The sequence below is a fragment of the Pseudomonas sp. NCCP-436 genome (genome assembly GCF_019656335.1).
In the GTDB taxonomy this organism is placed as follows: Bacteria; Pseudomonadota; Gammaproteobacteria; order Pseudomonadales; family Pseudomonadaceae; genus Aquipseudomonas.
Window position 1 is genome coordinate 1 of sequence record NZ_BPLZ01000007.1, and the last position, 20,700, is coordinate 20,700.

The 20,700-nt window shown below is 63.3% G+C and carries 20 protein-coding genes; 15 read left to right on the forward strand and 5 right to left on the reverse strand.

The window, feature by feature from the left end; translation table 11 throughout:
- The 5 genes from NCCP436_RS09260 to chrA form a co-directional block, all read left to right on the forward strand.
- The coding region (locus NCCP436_RS09260; RefSeq protein WP_259651474.1) for an OprD family porin at positions 1 to 1,311 on the forward strand (1,311 nt) is incomplete at its 5' end.
- Between the two features lie 69 nt (positions 1,312 to 1,380).
- Positions 1,381 to 2,373 (forward strand): aliphatic sulfonate ABC transporter substrate-binding protein, encoded by a 993-nt coding sequence (locus tag NCCP436_RS09265; RefSeq protein ID WP_220803709.1) that lies wholly within the window; start codon positions 1,381 to 1,383, stop codon positions 2,371 to 2,373.
- Positions 2,374 to 2,376: 3 nt separating this feature from the next.
- Positions 2,377 to 3,207: an ABC transporter permease gene (locus tag NCCP436_RS09270; protein ID WP_220803710.1), complete on the forward strand. Its 831-nt coding sequence runs from the start codon at positions 2,377 to 2,379 to the stop codon at positions 3,205 to 3,207.
- Positions 3,204 to 3,935: an ABC transporter ATP-binding protein gene (locus NCCP436_RS09275; RefSeq protein WP_220803711.1), complete on the forward strand. Its 732-nt coding sequence runs from the start codon at positions 3,204 to 3,206 to the stop codon at positions 3,933 to 3,935. Before NCCP436_RS09270 ends, NCCP436_RS09275 begins: the two co-directional genes overlap by 4 nt.
- Before the next feature lie 514 nt (positions 3,936 to 4,449).
- Entirely contained in the window at positions 4,450 to 5,784 is a 1,335-nt protein-coding gene (chrA, locus tag NCCP436_RS09280; protein WP_220803712.1) for a chromate efflux transporter, read from the forward strand.
- Here chrA and NCCP436_RS09285 read toward each other — a convergent pair.
- Positions 5,779 to 6,234 carry a GNAT family N-acetyltransferase gene (locus NCCP436_RS09285; protein ID WP_220803713.1) on the reverse strand — a complete coding sequence of 152 codons (456 nt, stop codon included), beginning with the start codon at positions 6,232 to 6,234 and terminating at the stop codon, positions 5,779 to 5,781. The genes chrA and NCCP436_RS09285 overlap by 6 nt on opposite strands.
- A gap of 119 nt (positions 6,235 to 6,353) precedes the next feature.
- Here NCCP436_RS09285 and NCCP436_RS09290 point away from each other — a divergent pair, with 119 nt between their 5' ends.
- The 10 genes from NCCP436_RS09290 to cysW all read left to right on the forward strand — a co-directional run bounded on the left by NCCP436_RS09290 (position 6,354) and on the right by cysW (position 14,965).
- Positions 6,354 to 6,992, forward strand: a complete 639-nt coding sequence (locus tag NCCP436_RS09290) for a peroxiredoxin (RefSeq protein WP_220803714.1) — start codon at positions 6,354 to 6,356, stop codon at positions 6,990 to 6,992.
- A gap of 9 nt (positions 6,993 to 7,001) precedes the next feature.
- Complete coding sequence (gene ssuE, locus NCCP436_RS09295) at positions 7,002 to 7,595, forward strand: NADPH-dependent FMN reductase (RefSeq protein ID WP_220803715.1); 594 nt, start codon at positions 7,002 to 7,004, stop codon at positions 7,593 to 7,595.
- Positions 7,596 to 7,677: 82 nt separating this feature from the next.
- Positions 7,678 to 8,643 (forward strand): sulfonate ABC transporter substrate-binding protein, encoded by a 966-nt coding sequence (locus NCCP436_RS09300; protein ID WP_220803716.1) that lies wholly within the window; start codon positions 7,678 to 7,680, stop codon positions 8,641 to 8,643.
- Positions 8,644 to 8,751: 108 nt separating this feature from the next.
- On the forward strand, positions 8,752 to 9,900 hold the full coding sequence (gene ssuD, locus NCCP436_RS09305) for an FMNH2-dependent alkanesulfonate monooxygenase (RefSeq protein ID WP_220803717.1): 1,149 nt from the start codon (positions 8,752 to 8,754) through the stop codon (positions 9,898 to 9,900).
- A 53-nt stretch (positions 9,901 to 9,953) separates the two neighbouring features.
- Positions 9,954 to 10,748: an aliphatic sulfonate ABC transporter permease SsuC gene (gene ssuC, locus NCCP436_RS09310; RefSeq protein ID WP_220803718.1), complete on the forward strand. Its 795-nt coding sequence runs from the start codon at positions 9,954 to 9,956 to the stop codon at positions 10,746 to 10,748.
- Positions 10,745 to 11,545, forward strand: coding sequence for an aliphatic sulfonates ABC transporter ATP-binding protein (gene ssuB, locus NCCP436_RS09315; protein ID WP_220803719.1), 801 nt, complete (start codon positions 10,745 to 10,747; stop codon positions 11,543 to 11,545). The genes ssuC and ssuB overlap by 4 nt, the downstream gene beginning before the upstream one ends.
- A gap of 43 nt (positions 11,546 to 11,588) precedes the next feature.
- Positions 11,589 to 11,804, forward strand: coding sequence for a molybdopterin-binding protein (locus NCCP436_RS09320; protein ID WP_220803720.1), 216 nt, complete (start codon positions 11,589 to 11,591; stop codon positions 11,802 to 11,804).
- 260 nt (positions 11,805 to 12,064) lie between these two features.
- The gene (cysP, locus tag NCCP436_RS09325) at positions 12,065 to 13,081 is read left to right on the forward strand and encodes a thiosulfate ABC transporter substrate-binding protein CysP (RefSeq protein ID WP_220803721.1); all 1,017 of its coding nucleotides are present in this window, start codon (positions 12,065 to 12,067) and stop codon (positions 13,079 to 13,081) included.
- Between the two features lie 220 nt (positions 13,082 to 13,301).
- A complete protein-coding gene (gene cysT, locus NCCP436_RS09330) occupies positions 13,302 to 14,141 on the forward strand; it encodes a sulfate ABC transporter permease subunit CysT (protein ID WP_220803722.1) in 840 nt (279 codons plus the stop codon).
- Positions 14,138 to 14,965, forward strand: a complete 828-nt coding sequence (gene cysW, locus NCCP436_RS09335; RefSeq protein ID WP_220803723.1) for a sulfate ABC transporter permease subunit CysW — start codon at positions 14,138 to 14,140, stop codon at positions 14,963 to 14,965. The genes cysT and cysW overlap by 4 nt, the downstream gene beginning before the upstream one ends.
- Before the next feature lie 51 nt (positions 14,966 to 15,016).
- On the opposite strand, the gene NCCP436_RS09340 is transcribed toward cysW, so the two are convergent.
- The 4 genes from NCCP436_RS09340 to NCCP436_RS09355 form a co-directional block, all read right to left on the reverse strand.
- Positions 15,017 to 15,394, reverse strand: a complete 378-nt coding sequence (locus NCCP436_RS09340; RefSeq protein ID WP_220803724.1) for an Hpt domain-containing protein — start codon at positions 15,392 to 15,394, stop codon at positions 15,017 to 15,019.
- Positions 15,384 to 15,773 carry a response regulator gene (locus NCCP436_RS09345; RefSeq protein ID WP_220803725.1) on the reverse strand — a complete coding sequence of 130 codons (390 nt, stop codon included), beginning with the start codon at positions 15,771 to 15,773 and terminating at the stop codon, positions 15,384 to 15,386. The genes NCCP436_RS09340 and NCCP436_RS09345 overlap by 11 nt, the downstream gene beginning before the upstream one ends.
- 74 nt (positions 15,774 to 15,847) lie before the next feature.
- Entirely contained in the window at positions 15,848 to 19,588 is a 3,741-nt protein-coding gene (locus NCCP436_RS09350; RefSeq protein ID WP_259651475.1) for a PAS domain S-box protein, read from the reverse strand.
- On the reverse strand, positions 19,585 to 20,700 hold the full coding sequence (locus NCCP436_RS09355) for a response regulator (RefSeq protein ID WP_220803726.1): 1,116 nt from the start codon (positions 20,698 to 20,700) through the stop codon (positions 19,585 to 19,587). The genes NCCP436_RS09350 and NCCP436_RS09355 overlap by 4 nt, the downstream gene beginning before the upstream one ends.

Here is a 20,700-nt window from a genome sequence, read left to right on the forward strand (position 1 = left end):
ACCTCCCTGGCACTGGCTGTAGCCGCCAGCACCCTGGGCCTGAGCCAGGCAGCCGTTGCCGACTTCATCGGCGACAGCAAGGCCAGCCTGACCCTGCGCAACTTCTACTTCGACAACAACACCGTCAACACCGCCAACAACAATGGCGAGGCCAGCGAGTGGGGGCAGGGCTTCATTCTCAACTACCAGTCGGGCTTCACCGAAGGCACCGTGGGTTTCGGCGTTGACGCCGTCGGCCTCTTGGGCGTGCGTCTGGATGGTGGTGGTCGTGCCACCAAGGCCGGTCGTGACCGTACTCCGGGTGCTCTGTTCCCGCTGGAAAGCGATGGCAGCGCTGTCGACGAGTTCAGCAAGGCCGGGCTGACCGGCAAGGTTCGTTTCTCCAAGACCGAGGCGCGCATCGGTACCCTGACGCCGAAACTGCCGATCCTGGTATCCAACGACGGCCGCCTGCTGCCGCAGCTGTTCGAAGGTGGCCAGATCACCTCCAACGAAATCGACAACCTGACTCTGACCGCTGGTCAGATCGAGCGCGCCGTGGGCCGTGCTTCGAGCAACAGCACCGGTCTGTCGGTCAATGGCGGTAGCGAAGCGAGCAACAAGTTCTACTTCGCTGGCGGCGACTGGAAGGTCAACAAGGATCTGACCGCGCAGTACTACTACGCGAACCTTGAGGACTACTACAAGCAGCACTTTGCCGGTCTGACCCACAACCTGGGCCTGGGCGAAGGTTCGCTGAAGACGGATCTGCGCTACTTCCGCACTTCCTCCGACGGCAAGAACGGCAAGGAAGCAGGCTACGGGGTTGGTGGCTACACCAAGAATGGTGACGGCAAGATCGACAACAACACCTGGAGTGCAGCCTTCACCTACAGCCTGGGCGGCCATGCGTTGCTGCTGGGTTACCAGCGCGTTTCCGACGACAGCAACTTCGTCCAGCTCAACCAGGGCGGTATCGAAGGTTCGGCCGGTGCCAGCGTGTATCTGCTGACCGATCGCTTGGTAACCAACTTCACCCGTGCCGGTGAGCGCACCACTTTCGGCCAGTACAGCTACGACTTCGCCAGCGTCGGTGTGCCGGGTCTGAAGGCGTCGGCAGCCTACCTCAAGGGCACCAGCATCAAGGTGGCTGGTGGCAGCGAGGCGAAGGAGTGGGAGCGTGACGTGGCCGTGGACTACGTGTTCCAGGACGGCGCGCTGAAAGGTCTGGGTCTGGGCTGGCGCTACGGCGTACTGCGCAGCGACCTGGCCAGCCAGGCCGACACTGATCAGCACCGTCTGATCGTCAGCTACACCCTGCCACTGCTGTAACCCCCCTGTTGCCATCTCCTGACCGGCCCGCCAACGGGCCGGAAGGCGCTTTACCCGAAGGAGATGACCATGAAGAAGAACCTCTTGCGTACCGGCCTGGCGGCCCTGATTGCCGCCTGGCTGCCGGCCAGCGTGCACGCCGCACCACCGAAGGAAGTCCGCCTGGACTACGCCTACTACGCCCCCACCAGCCTGGTGCTCAAGCAGCAGGGCTTGCTGGAAAAAGCCCTCGCGCCGCAGGGCATCGCCGTCAAATGGGTATTCAGCCAGGGCAGCAACCGCTCGCTGGAATACCTCAACGGCGGTAGCACCGATTTCGCTTCCACTGCCGGCCTGGCCGCCGTGCTCAGCCGCGCCAACGGCGCGCCGATCAACACCGTCTACGTCGCCAGCCGCCCGGAGTGGACAGCGCTGGTGGTGCCCAAGGACTCGCCCATCCAGTCGCTGGCCGACCTCAAGGGCAAGAAGGTCGCCGCCACCAAGGGCACCGACCCTTTCCTGTTCCTCCTGCAAAGCCTGCAGAAGGCCGGGCTGGACAAGAACGCCGTGGAAATCGTCCACCTGCAGCACCCGGACGGCCGCGTCGCCCTGGAGCGCGGCGACGTGCAGGCCTGGGCCGGGCTCGACCCGCTGATGGCGGCCAGCGAGCTGCAGGCCGGTTCGCGCCTGCTGTACCGCAACCGCGACTTCAACAGCTATAGCGTGCTCAGCGTCACCGAGAAGTTCGCCAAGGAGCAGCCCGAGCTGATCCAGCAGGTGATCGCCGCCTACGAGCAGGCGCGCCAGTGGGCCATCGCCAACCCCGATGACCTGGCTCAGTTGCTCGCCGACGAAGCCAAGCTGCCGCTGGAAGTGGCTAGGCTGCAACTGTCGCGCACCGACTTCAGCAACCCGCAGCCGGGCGCCGAACACATCAAGGCGCTGAAAGCCGCCGCGCCGATCCTGCTCGACGAGCAACTGGTGCGTCCGGGTACCGACGTCGCCCAGGTGGTCGACCAACTGATTCAGCCGCAACTGGCCGCTCAGGTGATCGGCAGCAACCTGGCCAGGGCGGGGAACTGACCGATGGGCGCGCTCAATCTCGTCATCGGTCGCTGGGCTGAACGGCTTCCAGGCTGGCGGCCGGCACTGACCGACCTGCGCGGTTGGGTGGTGCCCCTGCTGCTGCTGGCCCTGCTGGAAACCCTGGTGCGCAGCGGCGTATTGCCCGCGCACCAGATGCCTGCGCCGAGCCAGGTGGCGCAAACGCTGTACCTGCTGGCGCAGAGCGGCGAGCTATGGCGGCACCTGAACGCCAGCCTGCTGCGCGTCGGCGCCGGTTTTGCCATCGGCGCCGCGCTGGCCATCGTCATTGGCACCTGGGTGGGCTTGAGCCGCCGCGCCGAAGCCTATCTGGAGCCGACCTTCCAGGCGCTGCGGGCGATTCCCAGCCTGGCCTGGGTGCCGCTGTTGCTGCTCTGGCTGGGCATCGACGAAACGCCGAAGATCGTGCTGATCGCCCTCGGCGCCTTCTTCCCGGTGTACCTGGCGCTGCTCGCCGGCATTCGCAATATCGACCGCAAACTGGTGGAAGTCGGCCGGCTCTACGGCTTGTCGCCGCTGGCACTGGTGTGCCGGATTCTCCTGCCCGCTGCGCTGCCTAGCCTGTTCACCGGCCTGCGCGGCGCGCTCAGCCTGAGCTGGATGTTCCTCGTCGCCGCCGAACTGATCGCCGCCACCCGAGGCCTTGGCTATCTGCTCAGCGATGGCCGGGAAACCTCGCGGCCGGATCTGGTGATCGCCGCCATCCTGCTGCTGGCGCTGCTCGGCAAACTCAGCGACAGCCTGCTCAAGGCCTGGGAAACCCGAGCCCTGCGCTGGCGCGACAGCTTTCAGGGCGGGGAGGGCGGAGCATGAGTGCGCTGTTGAAACTGCAGAACATCCACAAGGCCTTCGCTGACGTGCGTGTGCTCGAAGACGTCAGCCTGAGCCTGGCTGCTGGTGAAGTGGTCAGCCTGCTCGGCCCCTCGGGCTGCGGCAAGAGTACCTTGCTGCGTATCTCCGCCGGGCTGGATCAGGACTATCAGGGCGGGCTGGAACTCAACCCGCTGCTCAACTTCGGTCGCGGTAGCGGCATCGGCGTGGTGTTCCAGGAACCCCGGCTGATGCCCTGGCTCAGCGTGGCCCAGAACGTCGGCTTCGCCGATGGCTGGGTGGCTGATGATCAGTGGGTTGAACAACTGCTGCGCGATGTCGGCCTGCACGGACGGGGCGACGCGCTACCCAAGCACCTCTCCGGCGGCCAGGCCCAGCGCGTGGCCATCGCCCGCGCGCTGTACGGCAAACCGCAGGTGCTGCTGCTGGATGAGCCCTTCAGCGCGGTGGACGCCTTCACCCGCATGAAACTGCAGGATCTGGTGGTGGAGCTGGCCGCCCGCTATGAGATCGCCGTGCTGCTGGTCACCCATGACCTCGACGAAGCCTTCTACCTCAGCGACCGCGTGCTGATCCTCGGCGGCACGCCAAGCCGCCTGCAACGCGAACTGGCCGTGCCTCTGGCCCGCCCTCGCGACCGCCGCTCGGCCGAACTGGCCTATCTGCGTGGCGAAGCGCTGACCGAGCTGTACCAGTCGCACGCGCTGTAAACGAACTCTTCAAGGTGGAGTACTTTTTCGGGCCGCAAGGCCCGATTTTTTGTGCGTATCGCACGCGACGGCTGTTTGTAGCCCGGATGGAATCCGGGGGGCTTTTGTGGGATGTACTTGGGAGCAGGACAGGCCTTCCAAACCTACCCACAAATTCTGTGAACACCGCTGTGGATAACCTTTGCAAAAGCGCTCTACGCTTAGCATTCAAGCGGGCCACGGAAGGCCGTTCATTTTTTACCCAATGATGCTTTGCTGGAGTTATCGCCAGAAGGAATATCGCTTTTAATCAATTACTTGGCTCAGGTTTTCAACAGTGCGGCAGAGTCAGGGCGTGTCGCCGGGTGTCGTGCACAAAATCTGGGGAAAGCATTGTGGATAAGATGCGGGAAAACTTGTCCAGGCCAGGTGGGGCAAGGGCTGCGTGGGGCTGGTGATTTTTCGTGCGGTGACGCGCCGCTGTCATCTTTCGTGGCTATAGTGGCCGGTCGATTTTTAGCCGTTGGAGCCTTCGATGCCTGACTCGTCTGAACGTCCCGCGCCGGTCAGTCTGCTGCAGGCCTTCTGGTTCTGGTTGAAGCTGGGGTTGATCAGTTTCGGTGGGCCGGCCGGGCAGATTTCGATCATGCATCAGGAGTTGGTGGAGAAGCGCCGCTGGCTGTCCGAGCGGCGCTTTCTGCATGCGCTGAACTACTGCATGTTGCTGCCCGGGCCGGAGGCGCAGCAGCTGGCCACCTATATCGGCTGGCTGATGCACCGCACCTGGGGCGGGGTGATCGCCGGAGCGCTGTTCGTGCTGCCGTCGCTGTTGATCCTGATCGCGCTGTCCTGGGTCTATCTGGTGTTCGGCGATGTGCCGCTGGTGGCGGGGATCTTCTATGGTATCAAGCCGGCGGTGACGGCCATCGTGCTGCAGGCGGCCTGGCGCATCGGCGGGCGGGTGTTGAAGAATGCCTGGCTGTGGGCCATCGCGGCGGCGGCATTCGTGGCCATTTTCGCCCTGCAGCTGCCGTTCCCGCTGATCGTGCTGGGGGCGGCGCTGGTCGGCTACATCGGCGGGCGACTGGCGCCGCAGCACTTCGCGGTTGGCGCCGGGCATGGCGAGGCGGGTGGGGCGCATGTGCCCGCGCTGATCGATGACGAGACGCGTCTGGCGCATACGCATTTTCGCTCCGGTCGGCTGGCGCTGATCCTGCTGGTCGGCGCGCTGCTCTGGCTGCTGCCGATGGGCCTGCTGACTCTGGCGTTCGGCTGGCAGGGCACGTTGCCTCAGATGGGCTGGTTCTTCACCAAGGCGGCGCTGCTCACCTTCGGCGGAGCCTATGCGGTGCTGCCCTACGTGTACCAGGGCGCCATCGACCACTTCGGCTGGTTGACGCCGCGGCAGATGATCGATGGCCTGGCATTGGGCGAAACCACGCCGGGGCCGCTGATCATGCTGGTAGCCTTCGTTGCCTTCGTCGGTGCCTATGGCCAGCCGGTGTTCGGCGGCGAATCGGCCTTCGCCAGTGGCGCGCTGGCGGCGGTGCTGGTTACCTGGTTCACCTTCCTGCCGTCGTTCCTGTTCATCCTCGCCGGCGGGCCGCTGGTGGAATCGACCCATGGCCAGATGAAGTTCACTGCGCCGCTGACCGGGATCACCGCCGCCGTGGTGGGGGTGATCCTCAACCTGGCGCTGTTTTTCGGTTATCACGTGCTCTGGCCGCAGGGTTTTGCCGGGGCGTTCGACGGGGTGTCGGCGTTGATCACCCTCGGTGCGGGCGTGGCGTTGTTGATCTTCAAGCGCGGGGTGATCGAGACACTGACGGCCTGTGCGTCGCTCGGCCTGGCGGCGTATCTGGCGTTATAGCGTCAGCGCCAGACGCAGGCGATCGCGATGCTGCAGGCCGTTCTCGTACAGCGGTTCGGGATAGTGCTGCAGAAAGTAGTCCGGCTCTACTGCTACCACGCGAAAGCCGGCGCGCTGGTAGAAGGTCAGTTGGTGGCCGAAGCTGCCGGTGCCCAGTTCCAGGCGCTGTGCGCCAAGCTGACGGGCCTGGTCGATGGCATGGCGCAGCAGCAGGCCGCCGATGCCCTGGCCCTGGTGTTCGGGCGCCACGGCGATGTTCATCAGTTCCCAGGTGCTGGCGTGCAGGGCCTTGATCACGTAGACGCCGATGATCGCGTCGTTCAGGCGCGCGACCACGCAATGGCCCTCCTGCAGATAACCCGCGATGACGGTGGTGCTGGGGTCGGCTTCCAGCAGCAGCGCCATCGGCGCCTGTTCTCCGGGAACCTTGTGCAGGCTTGGTATGGTCATGACGGTCTTTCTTTAAAGGTGTTTCAGTTATAAATAAATCATTATTTATTCTTTTTGTTTCTCTTTGTTCCTGAGCATAGTGAGCGCCACGCAACAAGCTACTGCCAAGGAGCACGATCATGAGTATCCGTCTGGGCGATATCGCCCCCGACTTCGAACAGGATTCCAGCGAAGGCCGCATTCGTTTCCACGAGTGGCTGGGCGACAGCTGGGGCATCCTCTTCTCCCACCCGGCCGACTTCACGCCGGTGTGCACCACCGAACTGGGTTTCACTGCCAAGCTCAAGGACGAATTCGCCAAGCGCGGCGTCAAGGCCATCGCCCTGTCCGTCGATCCGGTCGACTCGCACATCAAGTGGATCGACGACATCAACGAGACGCAGAACACTGCGGTCAACTTCCCGATCATCGCCGATGCCGATCGCAAGGTCTCCGATCTCTACGACCTGATCCATCCGAACGCCAATGATACCCTGACCGTGCGTTCGCTGTTCATCATCGACCCGAACAAGAAGGTGCGCCTGACCATCACCTACCCGGCCAGCACCGGGCGCAACTTCAACGAGATCCTGCGGGTAGTCGATTCGCTGCAGCTGACCGACAACTACAAGGTCGCCACGCCGGCCAACTGGGTGGACGGCGACGAGGTGGTCATTGTTCCCTCGCTGAAGGATGAGGCCGAGATCGCCGAGCGCTTCCCGAAAGGTTATCGCGTGGTTAAGCCTTACCTGCGTCTGACCCCGCAGCCGAATCGCTGAGGAGCGGCCATGCACGTTGTCTTGCTGTCCGGCAGCCCCTCGCTGCGCTCGCGCACCGAACTGCTGCTGGATTACGTGCGTCAGCGCCTGGAGGCGCAGCAGGTGGAAGTGAGCCTGCTGCGCGTGCGCGACTTCCCGGCCGAGGACCTGCTGCATGCACGCTTCGACAGCCCGGCCGTGCAGCATCTGCAGGCTGTGGTGGCCAGCGCCGATGGTCTGGTGGTCGGCACGCCGGTGTACAAGGCGTCGTTCACCGGCGCCTTGAAGGTGCTGCTGGACCTGCTGCCCGAACGTGCCCTGGCGCACAAGGTGGTACTGCCTCTGGCCAGCGGTGGCAGCCCGGCGCATCTGCTGGCTGTGGATTACGCGCTCAAGCCGGTGCTGGCCGCGCTCAAGGCGCAGGAAATGCTCTCCGGCGTATTCGCCGTGGACAAGCAGATCGCCTATCCGGAAGGGGACAGGCCCGCGCAGATTGATGACGAGCTGCGCGAACGCCTCGACGACGCGCTGGAACAACTGACTGCCGTATTGGCGCGGCGGCCGAAACCGATCGATCCGAACGTATTGAACGACCGGCTGGTAAACGCCCGCTGGAGCATCTGATCCACCCGTAATACCCCGCCTTACTCGCCCGTCAACGGGCAAGCAGGTAGCCAACCAAGACATCACTGCAAAGGAGAGGGCCATGCGCACCATCACTTTGCGTCGAAGCCTGGTCGCCCTGTTTGCCGCGGCCATTTCCTTCGGCGCCATCACTCAAGCTCAGGCCGAGACACTGCGTATCGGCTATCAGAAATACGGCACCCTGGTGCTGCTCAAGGCCAAGGGCACCCTGGAAAAACGCCTGGCCGAACGCGGCGTGGACGTCAAATGGACCGAATTCCCGGGCGGCCCGCAGTTGCTCGAAGGCCTCAACGTCGGCTCCGTGGATTTCGGCGTCACCGGTGAGACCCCGCCAGTGTTCGCTCAGGCGGCTGGCGCCGATCTGCTTTACGTCGCTCATGAACCGCCAGCACCGACCGGCGAGGCGATCCTCGTGCCGAAGGATTCGTCGATCAAATCGGTGGCCGAACTCAAGGGCAAGAAGGTCGCCCTGAACAAGGGCTCCAACGTGCATTACCTGCTGGTGCGCGCCCTGGAAGATGCCGGCCTCAAGTACAGCGACATCACCCCGGTCTACCTGCCGCCGGCCGATGCCCGCGCCGCTTTCGAGCGTGGCAGCGTCGATGCCTGGGTGATCTGGGACCCGTTCCAGTCCGCCGCCGAGCAGCAGCTGCAGGCGCGCAGCCTGCGTGACGGCAGCGGCCTGGTGGACAACCACCAGTTCTACCTGGCGACCCGTCCCTATGCCGAAAAGAACCCCGAAGTGGTCGGCATCCTGATCGACGAGATCCGCGGTGTGGGTGAGTGGGTCAAGAACAACCTGGACGAGGCCACCGACCAGGTCGCGCCACTGCTGGGCCTGTCCCGCGAGATCACCTACAGCGCCGTCGAGCGCCAGGGTTACGGGGCCAGGTTCATCACCCCGGACGTGGTCGAGGCGCAGCAGAAGATCGCGGACACCTTCACCGATCTCAAGCTGATCCCCAGGAAGCTGACGATCAAGGACGTGATCTGGACTCCGCCCGCCAAGCTGGCCCAGGCCCAGTAAGACCCTAGCCCGCGTACCCAACCCCTCGCTCGTCGAGCCGAGGGTTGGGGGGGCCGAATTTCCCGGATTGATCCGGACTATGACGATTTCCGGAAAGGAGACAACTCCATGAGCCTCAATATCTTCTGGTTCCTGCCTACCCATGGTGACGGCAAGTACCTGGGCACCGCTGAAGGCGCCCGTGCCGTCGATCATGGCTATCTCACCCAGATTGCCCAGGCCGCTGATCGTCTCGGCTTCGGTGGCGTGCTGATCCCCACCGGGCGTTCCTGCGAGGACTCCTGGCTGGTGGCGGCTTCGCTGATTCCGGTGACGCAGAACCTCAAGTTCCTTGTCGCCCTGCGCCCGGGGATCATTTCGCCGACCGTGGCCGCGCGCCAGGCGGCGACCCTGGATCGTCTGTCGGGCGGCCGCGCGCTGTTCAACCTGGTCACCGGCGGTGACCCGGACGAGCTGGCCGGCGACGGCCTGCACCTATCGCATGCCGAACGCTACGAGGCTTCCGTCGAATTCACCCGTATCTGGCGTCGCGTGCTGGAAGGCGAAACCGTCGACTACGACGGCAAGCACATCCAGGTGAAGGGCGCCAAGCTGCTCTACCCACCGATTCAGCAACCGCGTCCGCCGCTGTATTTCGGCGGCTCTTCCGACGCGGCGCAGGATCTGGCCGCTGAGCAGGTCGAGCTGTACCTGACCTGGGGCGAACCGCCGGCTGCGGTGGCCGAGAAGATCGCCCGGGTCCGCGAGAAGGCCGCCCGCCAGGGTCGCAGCGTGCGCTTCGGCATCCGCCTGCACGTGATCGTGCGCGAAACCAATGAGGAAGCCTGGGTCGCGGCGGATCGCCTGATCAGCCATCTGGACCAGGACACCATCGACCGCGCCCAGGCGTCGCTGGCGCGCTTTGATTCGGTGGGCCAGCAGCGCATGGCCGCCCTGCACGGCGGCAAGAAGGACAACCTGGAAGTGTCGCCGAATCTCTGGGCCGGAGTCGGCCTGGTGCGCGGCGGTGCCGGCACCGCGCTGGTCGGCGACGGCCCGACCGTGGCGGCGCGAGTGAAGGAATACGCGGATCTGGGCATCGACACCTTCATCTTCTCCGGCTACCCGCATCTGGAGGAGTCCTACCGGGTCGCCGAGCTGCTGTTCCCGCACCTGGACGTGGCCCAGCCCGAGCGCCCGGAGAGCCGCGGCTACGTCAGCCCGTTCGGCGAAATGATCTCCAGCGACATTCTGCCGAAGGCGGCTTCGGCGAGTTGAGGCAAGCGCGGGTCTGGGGAATACAGACGCTACACAAGGTTTTCGAGGCAACCATGAGCAACACGACCCTTCACAAACTGGCCCTGCGCGCTGCGCCCTGGGCCTTGCCGCTGGGGCTGCTGGCCGTCTGGCAGCTGGCGGTTGCCAGTGGCTGGCTGTCCAGCCGCATCCTGCCGGCGCCCAGCGCCGTGCTGGCCGCCGGCTGGGAGCTGCTGTCCTCCGGCGAAATCTGGCAGCACCTGGCGATCAGCGGCCAGCGCGCCGGTATCGGCTTCGCCATCGGCGGTGGTATCGGCCTGCTGCTGGGCTTTGTTACCGGACTGTCGAAATGGGGTGAGCGCTTTCTCGACAGCTCGGTACAGATGATCCGCAACGTGCCGCATCTGGCGCTGATCCCGCTGGTGATCCTCTGGTTCGGCATCGACGAGGCCGCGAAGATCTTCCTCGTCGCCCTCGGCACCCTGTTCCCCATCTACCTCAACACCTACCACGGCATCCGCAACGTCGATCCGGCATTGGTGGAAATGGCGCGCAGCTATGGACTGTCCGGCTTCGCCCTGTTCCGTCAGGTGATCCTGCCCGGCGCGCTGCCGTCGATCCTGGTCGGCGTGCGCTTCGCCTTGGGCTTCATGTGGCTGACCCTGATTGTTGCTGAGACCATCTCGGCCAGCAGCGGCATCGGCTACCTGGCGATGAACGCCCGCGAATTCCTGCAGACCGACGTGGTGGTACTGGCGATCCTGCTCTACGCGGTGCTCGGCAAGCTGGCCGATGTCGCCGCCCGTGGCCTGGAACGCGTCTGGCTGCGCTGGCATCCGGCCTATCAGGCCAAGGCAGGTGGGCAATGACCGCGCTGCAGAATATCCGTCAGGGCATTCCGCTGGCGATCGAGAAGATCGAGAAATCCTTTGGCGAGCGCCAGGTGCTCAAGGGCATCGACCTGCACATTCCCGCCGGACAGTTCGTCGCCGTGGTCGGTCGCAGCGGCTGCGGCAAGAGCACCCTGCTGCGCCTGCTGGCCGGCCTGGATCAGCCCAGCGGTGGCCAGTTGCTGGCCGGCACTGGGTCGCTCAACGCGGTACGCGAGGACATCCGCCTGATGTTCCAGGACTCGCGCCTGCTGCCGTGGAAGCGGGTGATCGACAACGTCGGCCTGGGGCTGTCCGGTGACTGGCGCAAGCAGGCCGAGGAAGCGCTGGCGGCGGTCGGTCTGGCCGATCGCGCCAATGAGTGGCCAGCGGCGCTGTCCGGCGGACAGAAACAGCGAGTGGCGCTGGCTCGTGCACTTATCCACCGTCCGCGCCTGCTGCTGCTCGACGAGCCGCTCGGCGCGCTGGATGCACTGACCCGTATTGAAATGCAGCAACTGATCGAGCGCCTGTGGCAGCAGCATGGCTTCACCGTGCTGCTGGTTACCCACGACGTGGCCGAGGCAGTGACCGTCGCTGATCGGGTGATTCTGATCGAGGACGGCCAGATCGGTCTTGATCTTGAGGTTCACCTGGAGCGTCCGCGTCGGCATGGCTCGGCGCAACTGGCGGCACTGGAAGCCCGCGTGCTCGATCGTGTGCTGGCCCAGCCGCAGCAGCCGTTACCCCCGGAGCCCGTATCGCCCTTGCCCACGCAACTGCGCTGGGCACTTTAGACCCTATTCACAGCAAAAAACCGTCAGTCTCAGGAGAGCAAACATGAGCATCAAGGCCATCAACGTCCGTAACCAGTTCAAGGGCACCATCAAGGAAATCGTCATCGGCGACGTACTGTCTGAAATCGACGTACAGACCGCTGCCGGCATTGTCACCTCGGTCATCACTACCCGTTCCGTACGTGAGCTGGAGCTGCAGGTCGGCAGCGAGGTGATTGCTTTCGTCAAATCCACCGAAGTCTCCATCGCCAAGCTCTGATCCTGTCGTCTGGTCTGGCTGTACCCGTTGCAGCCAGGGCAAATGAGGCTTCCGGCAGACCGCCTGGCAGCTTCCCGACAGTTGGAAACGGCCAACGATCACCCTGTTGCCTTATGGCAACGGGGTGTTTTCGTTCGTCAAAAATAAATTGATTATAAGAAGATAATAAAAAGATATTTTTCAGGAATATGAGATGTGCGCCACAATCGCGCCATCACATAGCCTGCCTGCAGGCCCGGACCCCGAGAAGGAAGCCGTTCATGCTCAAGAAGATTTTCCTGGCCAGCGTGGCCAGCGCCACGCTGCTGACTACATCGCTAACTCATGCTGCTGCGGACACCCCGTTCCACAATGCCTCCTATGACATTGCCCGTGAACTGTTTGGCGAGATCAATCCGTTGTTTGTCGAGCACTGGAAGCAGCAGAGCGGTAAGGAAGTGAAGATCATCCAGTCCTTCGCCGGCAGCTCGCGTCAGGCGCAGGACATCATCCAGGGCAAGAAGGTCGACGTAGTCACCTTCAACCAGGTTTCCGACGTGGACATCCTGGCCAAGCGCGGCCTGTTGCGTGATGACTGGGCCAAGCAGTTCCCCAACAACGCCTCGCCGTACTACAGCACCACCGCCTTCCTGGTGCGCGAAGGCAATCCGAAGAACATCAAGGGCTGGGACGACCTGATTCGCGATGACGTGAAACTGGTATTCCCCAACCCGAAGACCTCCGGTAACGCCCGCTACAGCTACCTGGGCGCCTGGCTGTTCGCCAACGAGAAATTCAACGGCGATCAGGAGAAGGTGAAAGCCTTCGTCGGCAAAGTGCTGAAGAACGTCGAGAACTTCCCTACCGGCGGCCGTGGCGCCACCGTGGCTTTCGCTCAGAACGGCCAGGGCGACGTGCTGCTGACCTTCGAATCGGAAGTGATCAACATCGCCAATGGCGACGAGTTCAAGTCCGCCAACCTGGAAATCGTGGTGCCGGAAGTCAGCGTGCTGGCCGAATTCCCGGTCGCCATCGTCGACAAGGTAGCCGACGAGCGTGGCACTCGTGAGCAGGCCAAGTCCTTCCTCGAATTCCAGTACAGCAAGGACATCCAGCAACTGCTGACCCGCTACAACTACCGTGTGCACCATCCGGAAGTGGTTGAAGCCACCAAGGCGCAGTTTGCACCGGTACGCCTGATCAACCCGAACGAGGTACTGGGCAGCTGGGACGATATCACCGCCAAGCATTTCGACAACGGTGGTATTCTTGACCAGTTGCTGGCCGAGGGCCGCTGAGCGCTCGTCAACGATCTGCTGCGCGTCGGCCCTGCGGCGTTAAAAACAGGCTCGGGATGCTCATGTACAAAAGTACACTCCGCTCCCTCGCCTGTTTTTGCCTTGCAGGGCTCTAGCTCGCGAGATCTCACATGGGCTGTATTCGTCGTGGGCTATTGAGTTTCTGGTCCGTTGGCCGCCTTATTGGCGGCCAACTGCATTTGTAGAGCCGGGCTTCTTCGTGAGTAAACCAACGCTGTTCTTCCTGCAAACGCCGCTGCTGCCGGGTTTTGGCCTGAGCTTCGGCGTCAGTGTGCTGTATCTGTCGCTGGTGATCCTGCTGCCGTTGTCGGCACTGCTGCTGTACGTCAGCGACATGAGCTGGTCGCAGTACTGGTTCGCCATTAGCGATCCGCGTGTGGTGCAGACCTACAAGGTGACCATCTCGGCGGCGTTCTACTCGACCCTGGCGGTACTGGTGATCGGCCTGCTGCTGGCTTGGATCATCACCCGTTACGACTTCCCCGGGCGGCGCATTGTCGATGCGCTGGTCGACCTGCCATTCGCCTTGCCCACCTCGGTGGCCGGCCTGACCCTCGCTGCGCTATTGGTGCCCAATGGCTGGATCGGCCAGTGGCTGGGTTTCAAGGTGGCCTATGCCTACGCCGGCATCGTGGTGGCGATGGTGTTCACCAGCATTCCCTTCGTGGTGCGCACGGTGCAGCCGGTGCTGCAGGATCTCGGTTCGGAGTACGAAGAGGCCGCGCGCACCCTCGGTGCCAGCCGACTGCAGACCTTCCGCAAGGTGATCCTGCCGACACTGATTCCAGCGCTGGTTACCGGCGGTTCGCAGTCGTTCGTGCGCAGTCTCGGCGAGTTCGGCGCGGTGATCATGATCGCCGGCAACATCCCCTACCAGACGGAAGTCAGTTCGCTGATGATCTTCGTCCGTCTGCAGGAGTTCAATTATCCGGCGGCGGCGGCCATTGCCTCGGTGATCCTGCTGGCGTCGCTGATTCTTCTGTTCCTCCTGCAGGTCGTGCAGGGGCGTCTGTTCGCATGGCAACGGCAAGGTCGATGAAAAAACCTCAGGATTGGCGCCAGTGGGCGCTGGTAGTACTCGGTCTGGCGGTAGTGGTTATGTTGCTGCTGATGCCGCTGGCCCTGATCTTCACCAAGGCGCTGGGCGGCGGCCTGGAACTGTTGTGGAGCAATCTGAGCGAGGACTACATGCTCCACGCCATCGGCCTGACGCTGCTGGTGGCGGTGATCACCGTGCCGCTGAACCTGTGCTTCGGCATCTGCCTGGCCTGGTGCGTGACCCATTACGACTTTCGCGGACGCAAGCTGCTGACTACGCTGATCGACATTCCCTACGCGGTGTCGCCGGTGGTGGCTGGTCTCTGCTATCTGGTGGTCTACGGTCTGGAGAGCTTCATCGGCCGCTGGTTCTACGATAACGGCATGCAGCTGATGTTCGCCTGGCCGGGTATCGTCATGGTCACGGTATTTGTCACTGCGCCCTATGTGGCGCGCATCCTGATTCCGGTGATGCAGGCCCAGGGCCAGGACGAGGAAACCGCTGCCATGTGTCTGGGCGCCAGTGGCTGGCAGATCTTCCGCCGCATCAGCCTGCCGAAGATCAAATGGGCGCTGCTCTACGGCGTGGTGGTGACCAACGCCCGTGCGGTGGGCGAGTTCGGCGCGGTATCGGTGGTTTCCGGCACCATCATCAACCAGACCCTGACCCTGCCGCTTCTGGTCGATCAGCTCAATAATGACTACAAGCCGGCCGCGGCCTTCACTGCCGCTGGTCTGCTGGCCTGCATGGCACTGCTGACGCTGCTGCTCAAGAGTTTCATGGAGTGGCGCCAACGCCGCTTGCTGCAGCGTGCGGAAGCATGAGGGGCTGAGCGTTTTCAGTCCTTCCTCTTGTGCCCGATGCGAGTGGTCAGGTCAGGGGTTCTGGAACGTTTGCACGGCAGTAGATGTGTTCGTATGAGCAGTAAGCTGGCTTATGGCTTCGACGAAGGTGGCAAGCTCTGCCGGTTGCAGAAGGTCACTCTGCAGCCAGTGCTGCAGTTGCAGTTCCTGCTCGCGGGTTCGCTGACTGAGCTGAGCGAAACCGAAGGTGCCGGCACTGCCGGCTAGGCGATGCAGGGCGGCACGCAATTGCTCCATCTGCTGTCGGCGCTGGGTTGCGTCGCTTGCGGGCAGCCGCTCGGCCAGTTGCCGCAGGCGCGGCAGTTCTTCGGCCAGGTGGCTGGCGAATTGCTCGACGAGCTGATTCAGTTTTTCCTGCAAAGCCGCAGGAAGAGGGCTTTTAGCGTCCATTGTGCTGCTCCCAGACCCGTTTTACCTCGCCGGCCAGCTGCATCGGATCGAATGGTTTGATCAGTACGTCACTGGCGCCCAGGCTGAGGTAGTGGTCGATTTCCGCAGGGTGCGCCTTGGCTGTCATGAAGGCCACCGGGATTTGCCGGATATTGATCCTCTCTCGCAGCCGTTCCAGGGTTTGCATGCCGTCCATGCCGGGCATCATCACGTCCAGCAGGATGAAATCCGGAGCAAAGGCCTCGACTTGTTCCAGGGCTTCGGCACCGCTGCTACAAGTCAGCACCTGGAATCCTCCTACAGCCTCCAAAGACAGCCTGGCTACAGCCTGGATGGACGGATCGTCCTCGATATGCAGGATGCGTCTGAGTTCAGCCATGGGCTGCCTCCGCGGTCGGTTACCAATGATGGCAGTGTGACTCACCTGGATGGTAGCAGGCCAGTGCGGGGGCTTCAGCATGGCGCCGCCTCGTCCACTGGCAGCTGGAACCAGAACGTGGCGCCTTCGCCCGGTGGCGACAGAAAGCCGATCTCGCCGTCCATGCGTTCGACGATCTCCTTGCAGATGGCCAGACCCAGGCCGGTGCCGCCGCGCTGGCGGGCGTCGCCAGAATCGGCCTGGGAGAATTTGCCAAATAGCCGTGACTGAAACTCGAGCGGAATACCCGGGCCTTGGTCCTGTACACTGACGCGCTGTTGCCGGCCGCAGGTCTCCAGGCGCACCTGTACCGTGCTGCCTGGCGGGGAGAACTTGGCGGCGTTGGACAGCAGGTTGGCCATGACCTGAGCCAGGCGCTGAGCATCGACGCGCACCGGCAGGTCGCTGATGATCTCCAGCTTCAGGCGCACCTGGTGCTGATCTGCATAGGGCTGATTGTGCAGCAGCGCCTGTTCCAGCAGTGGCCCGAGATTTCTGGAGTGCAGCTCGAAATGCATCTTGCCGGCTACCAGTTTTTCCATGTCCAGCAGATCGTTGATCAGTTCGCTCAGGCGCTGGCTGTTGGCCTGAGCGATATCCAGCATCTGGCGCATGGTCGGCGGCACCTCACCCAGCACGCCGCCGTTGATCAGTCCCAGCGAACCAGCGATAGCGGTCAGCGGGGTGCGCAACTCGTGGCTGACGGTGGCGACGAACTCGCTCTTCATGCGTTCGATGCGCTTGCGCTCGGCAATGTCGCGAATCACCACAATAAAGCGCGCCTGGCCCTGGTGACTGATGTGCGAAACCGCCACTTCCGCCGGGAAACGTTCGCCGTTGCTGCGTAGCCCCTCAAGCTCACGCGTCTGGCCGGTGATCTGCCTGGGCAGTGGTAGCACAGTGGCGGGCTCGGCCAGCAGGCAGGCAACGCTGTGACCGGCGACATCGGCCTGGCGATGGCCGAAGATTCTTTCGGCAGCCCGGTTGAAGGTCTCGATATGGCCTTTTTCATCGAACGTGATGATGGCGTCAATGACGTTGTCCAGCAGGGTGCGCAGGTAGTGCTCGCTCTCGCGCAGTTCGTCCTCCATGACCTTGCGTTCGCTGATGTCCCAGATGAATCCGTCGAGCCATAGCACTTGGCCTTCGGCGTCGTACTCGGCACGGCCTTTTTCGCGAACCCAGACACTGTGGCCGTCGGCATGCTGAATACGGTAGGTACGTTCGAACACTCCCTGGCGTTCGATACAGGCGTTGATCGAGGCGGAGAGTTGGCGGTCGTCCGGGTGGATGACGCTGGCGAAACTGCGCACCCGGTTGTCGATGAAGTCGCTCGGCGGATAGCCGCTGAGGCTGAGGATGCCGTCGCTGATGTAGCTCATGCTCCAGTGCTGGTCGTTGGCGCAGCGATAGACCACGCCGGGCAGGTTGGCCACTAACCCGCGGAAGCGGCTCTCGCTGTGTTGCAGGGCCAGGGTGGTCTGGTGCAGAGCACTGATGTCGCTGGCTATGCCGAGGAAACCGGTAATCTGTCCTTCGGCGTCGAAGATGGCATTGGTGGTGAGGTTGACCAGGCGTCGGCTGCCGTCCTTGTGCAAGTAGGTCCATTGACCGGTTTCCGGTTCGCCGTTGTGAGTGCCGTAGGAAAACAGCTCGATGCCCGTCAGAGTCAGACCAGTGCTGCGACGCAATCTCTCGGCGCGTGCGGCAATCTCCTCGGGGCAGTGGAAGGCATCGGGGGTGAGCCGACCTACGACTTCCTCGCTACGGTAGCCCAGCAGGCGCTCGGCGCCGGAGTTGAACAGGGTAATGCGACCTTCCAGATCGGTGGCGATGATCGATACCCCGGTGGCGGAGTTGAGCACGGTCTGCAGAAAGGTACGCGCCTCGACGATGGCGTTCTCCCGTTCCCGCGCTTCGCTGATATCGGTGTTGGTTCCATACATCAAGAGGGGGCGGCCCTGCTCGTCGCGCTGCGACAGGCTGCCACGTATCTGTACCCAGACCCAGTGCCCGTCACGGTGGCGCAGGCGCACCTGTTTGCTGTAGTGCGTCACCTTGCCGGCGAAGTGGCGTTGCAGCAGGCGTTCGCTGGCGACAAGATCTTGTGGGTGACACAGCCTGCGCCAGGTATCGATGCTGGTGGGTTGCAGCTCCTCCAATTGATAGCCGAGCATCTGGGCCCAGCGCTCGTTGAAGACCATGGCGCCGCTTTGCACGTTCCATTCCCAGGTGCCGACATTGGTGCCTTCGATGATGCTGGCCAGACGCTGTAGTAGGTTCTGGCGGGCCTGCTCCTGCTTCCGGCGCTCAAGGATGGCGCCGACCCAGCGGGCAAACAGGTGGACAAACTCACGCTCGTTGGCGTTGAACGATTGCTGGCGCGGTTGCGGGCCGAAGAACGACAGGATGGCGCTCTGGTGTTCGCCAATCCGCACTGGAATGCCGATGTAGCTTGCCACTTCGCTGCGTGTGCGTGCCGGATGATCCTTCCAGGGCGAAACGGCGACGTGCTCGATGGCGAGTAGTTCGTTGCCTTGCAGTGTCAGGTCGCAAAAGCTTTCGTCCAGTGCCAGTGGCTGACCATCTTGCAGCGCGCTATCGGTTGAGACCTGTACCCGGTACTGCTTGCCTTCGAGCAGGCTGATCAGCCCATGGGGCAGGTGGAAGTAGTCGGCTCCGATGCGCAACGCGCGACGCAGTTGTTCCTGACTGCTCAGGCCGGTCAGTGCGGATATTTCATTCAGTGCGCGAAGGGCACTCTGCTGACGTTGCATCAGGCGCTGGGTGCTGCGGCGGGTGGCCAGAAGCAGGATCAGCAGCATGGCTTCGGCGCCGATCCAGGCCAGTAGCCACTTGCCCATCAGCCAGTAATCCTTTTTCCGGTGCAGGCTGTATAACTCGCAGATGTCGCGCCAGATCAGGATGCCGGCACGCCCGTTGTCGTCCTCACTGAGCAGCAGGTGGCTGAGGAGGAAGTGGTGGCCGTTGTCGTTCAGTAGCAGGGGGCTGTCGAAAGTGCCTGTCGTCAGCAGCTTGCCCGTGTCCAGCCAGTGCTGCGCCTGCGGTCGCGATTGACTGATGATCTGCCAGTCTGCACTTGCCGGTGGCTCATCCTGTGAAGCAGAGCTGCGCAGCAGGGCGATACCGCTGGCAAGGTTCTGGTCCAGGCGGGGCAGCTCGTCGAGCAGATTGAGGGTCACGCTGACGCTGCCGGCCGGTTGCAGATCGCTGCCTGTCACTGGAGCGACAGCTCGTATGAGGAGCTGATCGTCCTCCAGTTGGAAGCCGGCCAGGCTACCGGCACCCTGTAGCACATCACGCTCCATGGCCTGCGGTCGGTCGCCGAAACGCTCGGGAGCATGAAGCCGCAGAAATATTCCTGCTTCACCCGGCAGTGACAGTCGAAGCTGGAACGGCTGGTGGGGTTGCAGCCTGCGCCAGCGCGGCGCGAGAAAATCGTAGAGCTGGCGGCGAATCTCGTTCAGACGCTCCGTTTCGCTTGCCGGAACGGAGCCAGCCTGCAGTAGCAGCGCGCCGAGATGAGTGTCATCGGCAATCGTCTGGGCCAGTAGCAGGGCGCGCTCACGCATGCTGCTGTGCACGCTCTGCCAGGCCAGGTGCTGAGCCGAGGACTGCTTGTTCAACTGTAGCTGCCAGAGGGCGTGGCGTTCGTTCATCGCCTGGCCTCCGAGCAGGCCAAACAGCAGGGCCAGACAGAGGCTGCCGGCAACGACGATCCAGCGTACCGAAAGCGGCCGCTGCAGATGGATCACGGCGTGCCAGCCTCGTCGATTCCCGCCAGTCGGCGCAGGCGTTGCAGCTCCTGGGTATCGGTGTGCTGCAGTTCGGCGCTGGCCAGGCGCATGAGAATCGGCTCACGCCGGGTGTTGCCAACCGCAAGGGTGTAGCAGGCACCGATCAGATCACGCAGTGGCCCAGGCAGGCGCCAGTGAGCCTTGAGTCGGCTGGCGAACTGACCGCTGTAGCTGTGCAAAGCCTCGCGCACGGTGGATTCGTCCAGTAGGGTGTGCCGGCTGAACCACTCCTGCGCCTGCTGTAGCACGCTCAGTTCGCCCATGTGCAACAACAGCGCGGCACTTTGCAGTGGCGCCGGATCGATTCGGCTACGTGCGGCCAGCTCAGTGACCCGCTGGCGTAGGCGCAGTGCCTGCAGGAAGTATTCTTCGGCCAGATGCTGCAGCGGTTCGTCACGCAGAGTAGCGAGTGGGCGCAGGGCCAGTCCCTGCAGCAGGCTGAGGGCAGTGCCCGGGCCCAGGCGCTGCAACGCCTCACCCAGGCTGGTGCAGGCCAGGCCGCTGGGGTTGTAGATGGAACTGTGGGCGGCGGCAATCAGACGGGCGTGCACGGCCGGTTCGTTCTGCCAGTGCTCGCCGAGTTGGCGCAGTTCACGGGCATTGGGATTGAGCGGGCGTAGCAGTGGCAGGTCAAGCTGTTCGCCGTCTACTGTGGCCAGGTGCTGGAGAAAGTCGCCGGTCGCCGGCACGGACGCTGCCTGCGCTTGGCTCTGTTTCAGCAGCGGCTCCAGACTGGCGAGAATCTTCGGCACCTGGAAAGGCTTGCTGATGAAGGCGCTGATGCCCAGTCGGCGCACGCCCAGCACGCTGTTACGGTCGGCGCGGGCAGTCACCATCACCAGTGGCACCTGAGTATCGGTCTGGCGTATCCGCTCCAGCAGTTGGGTGCCCGGGCCGTCCGGCAGGTTCCAGTCGGCGATTACCAGTTGCGCGGGTTCGCGTTGCCAGGCGTCGACAGCATCGGCCACCAGACTCTGGCAGTCGATTCGCGCATCACTTCGCAGATTCTGCACTATCTGTTTGAGCAGATCCGTCATCCAGGGATCGTCTTCCAGTATCAGTACGCGCAT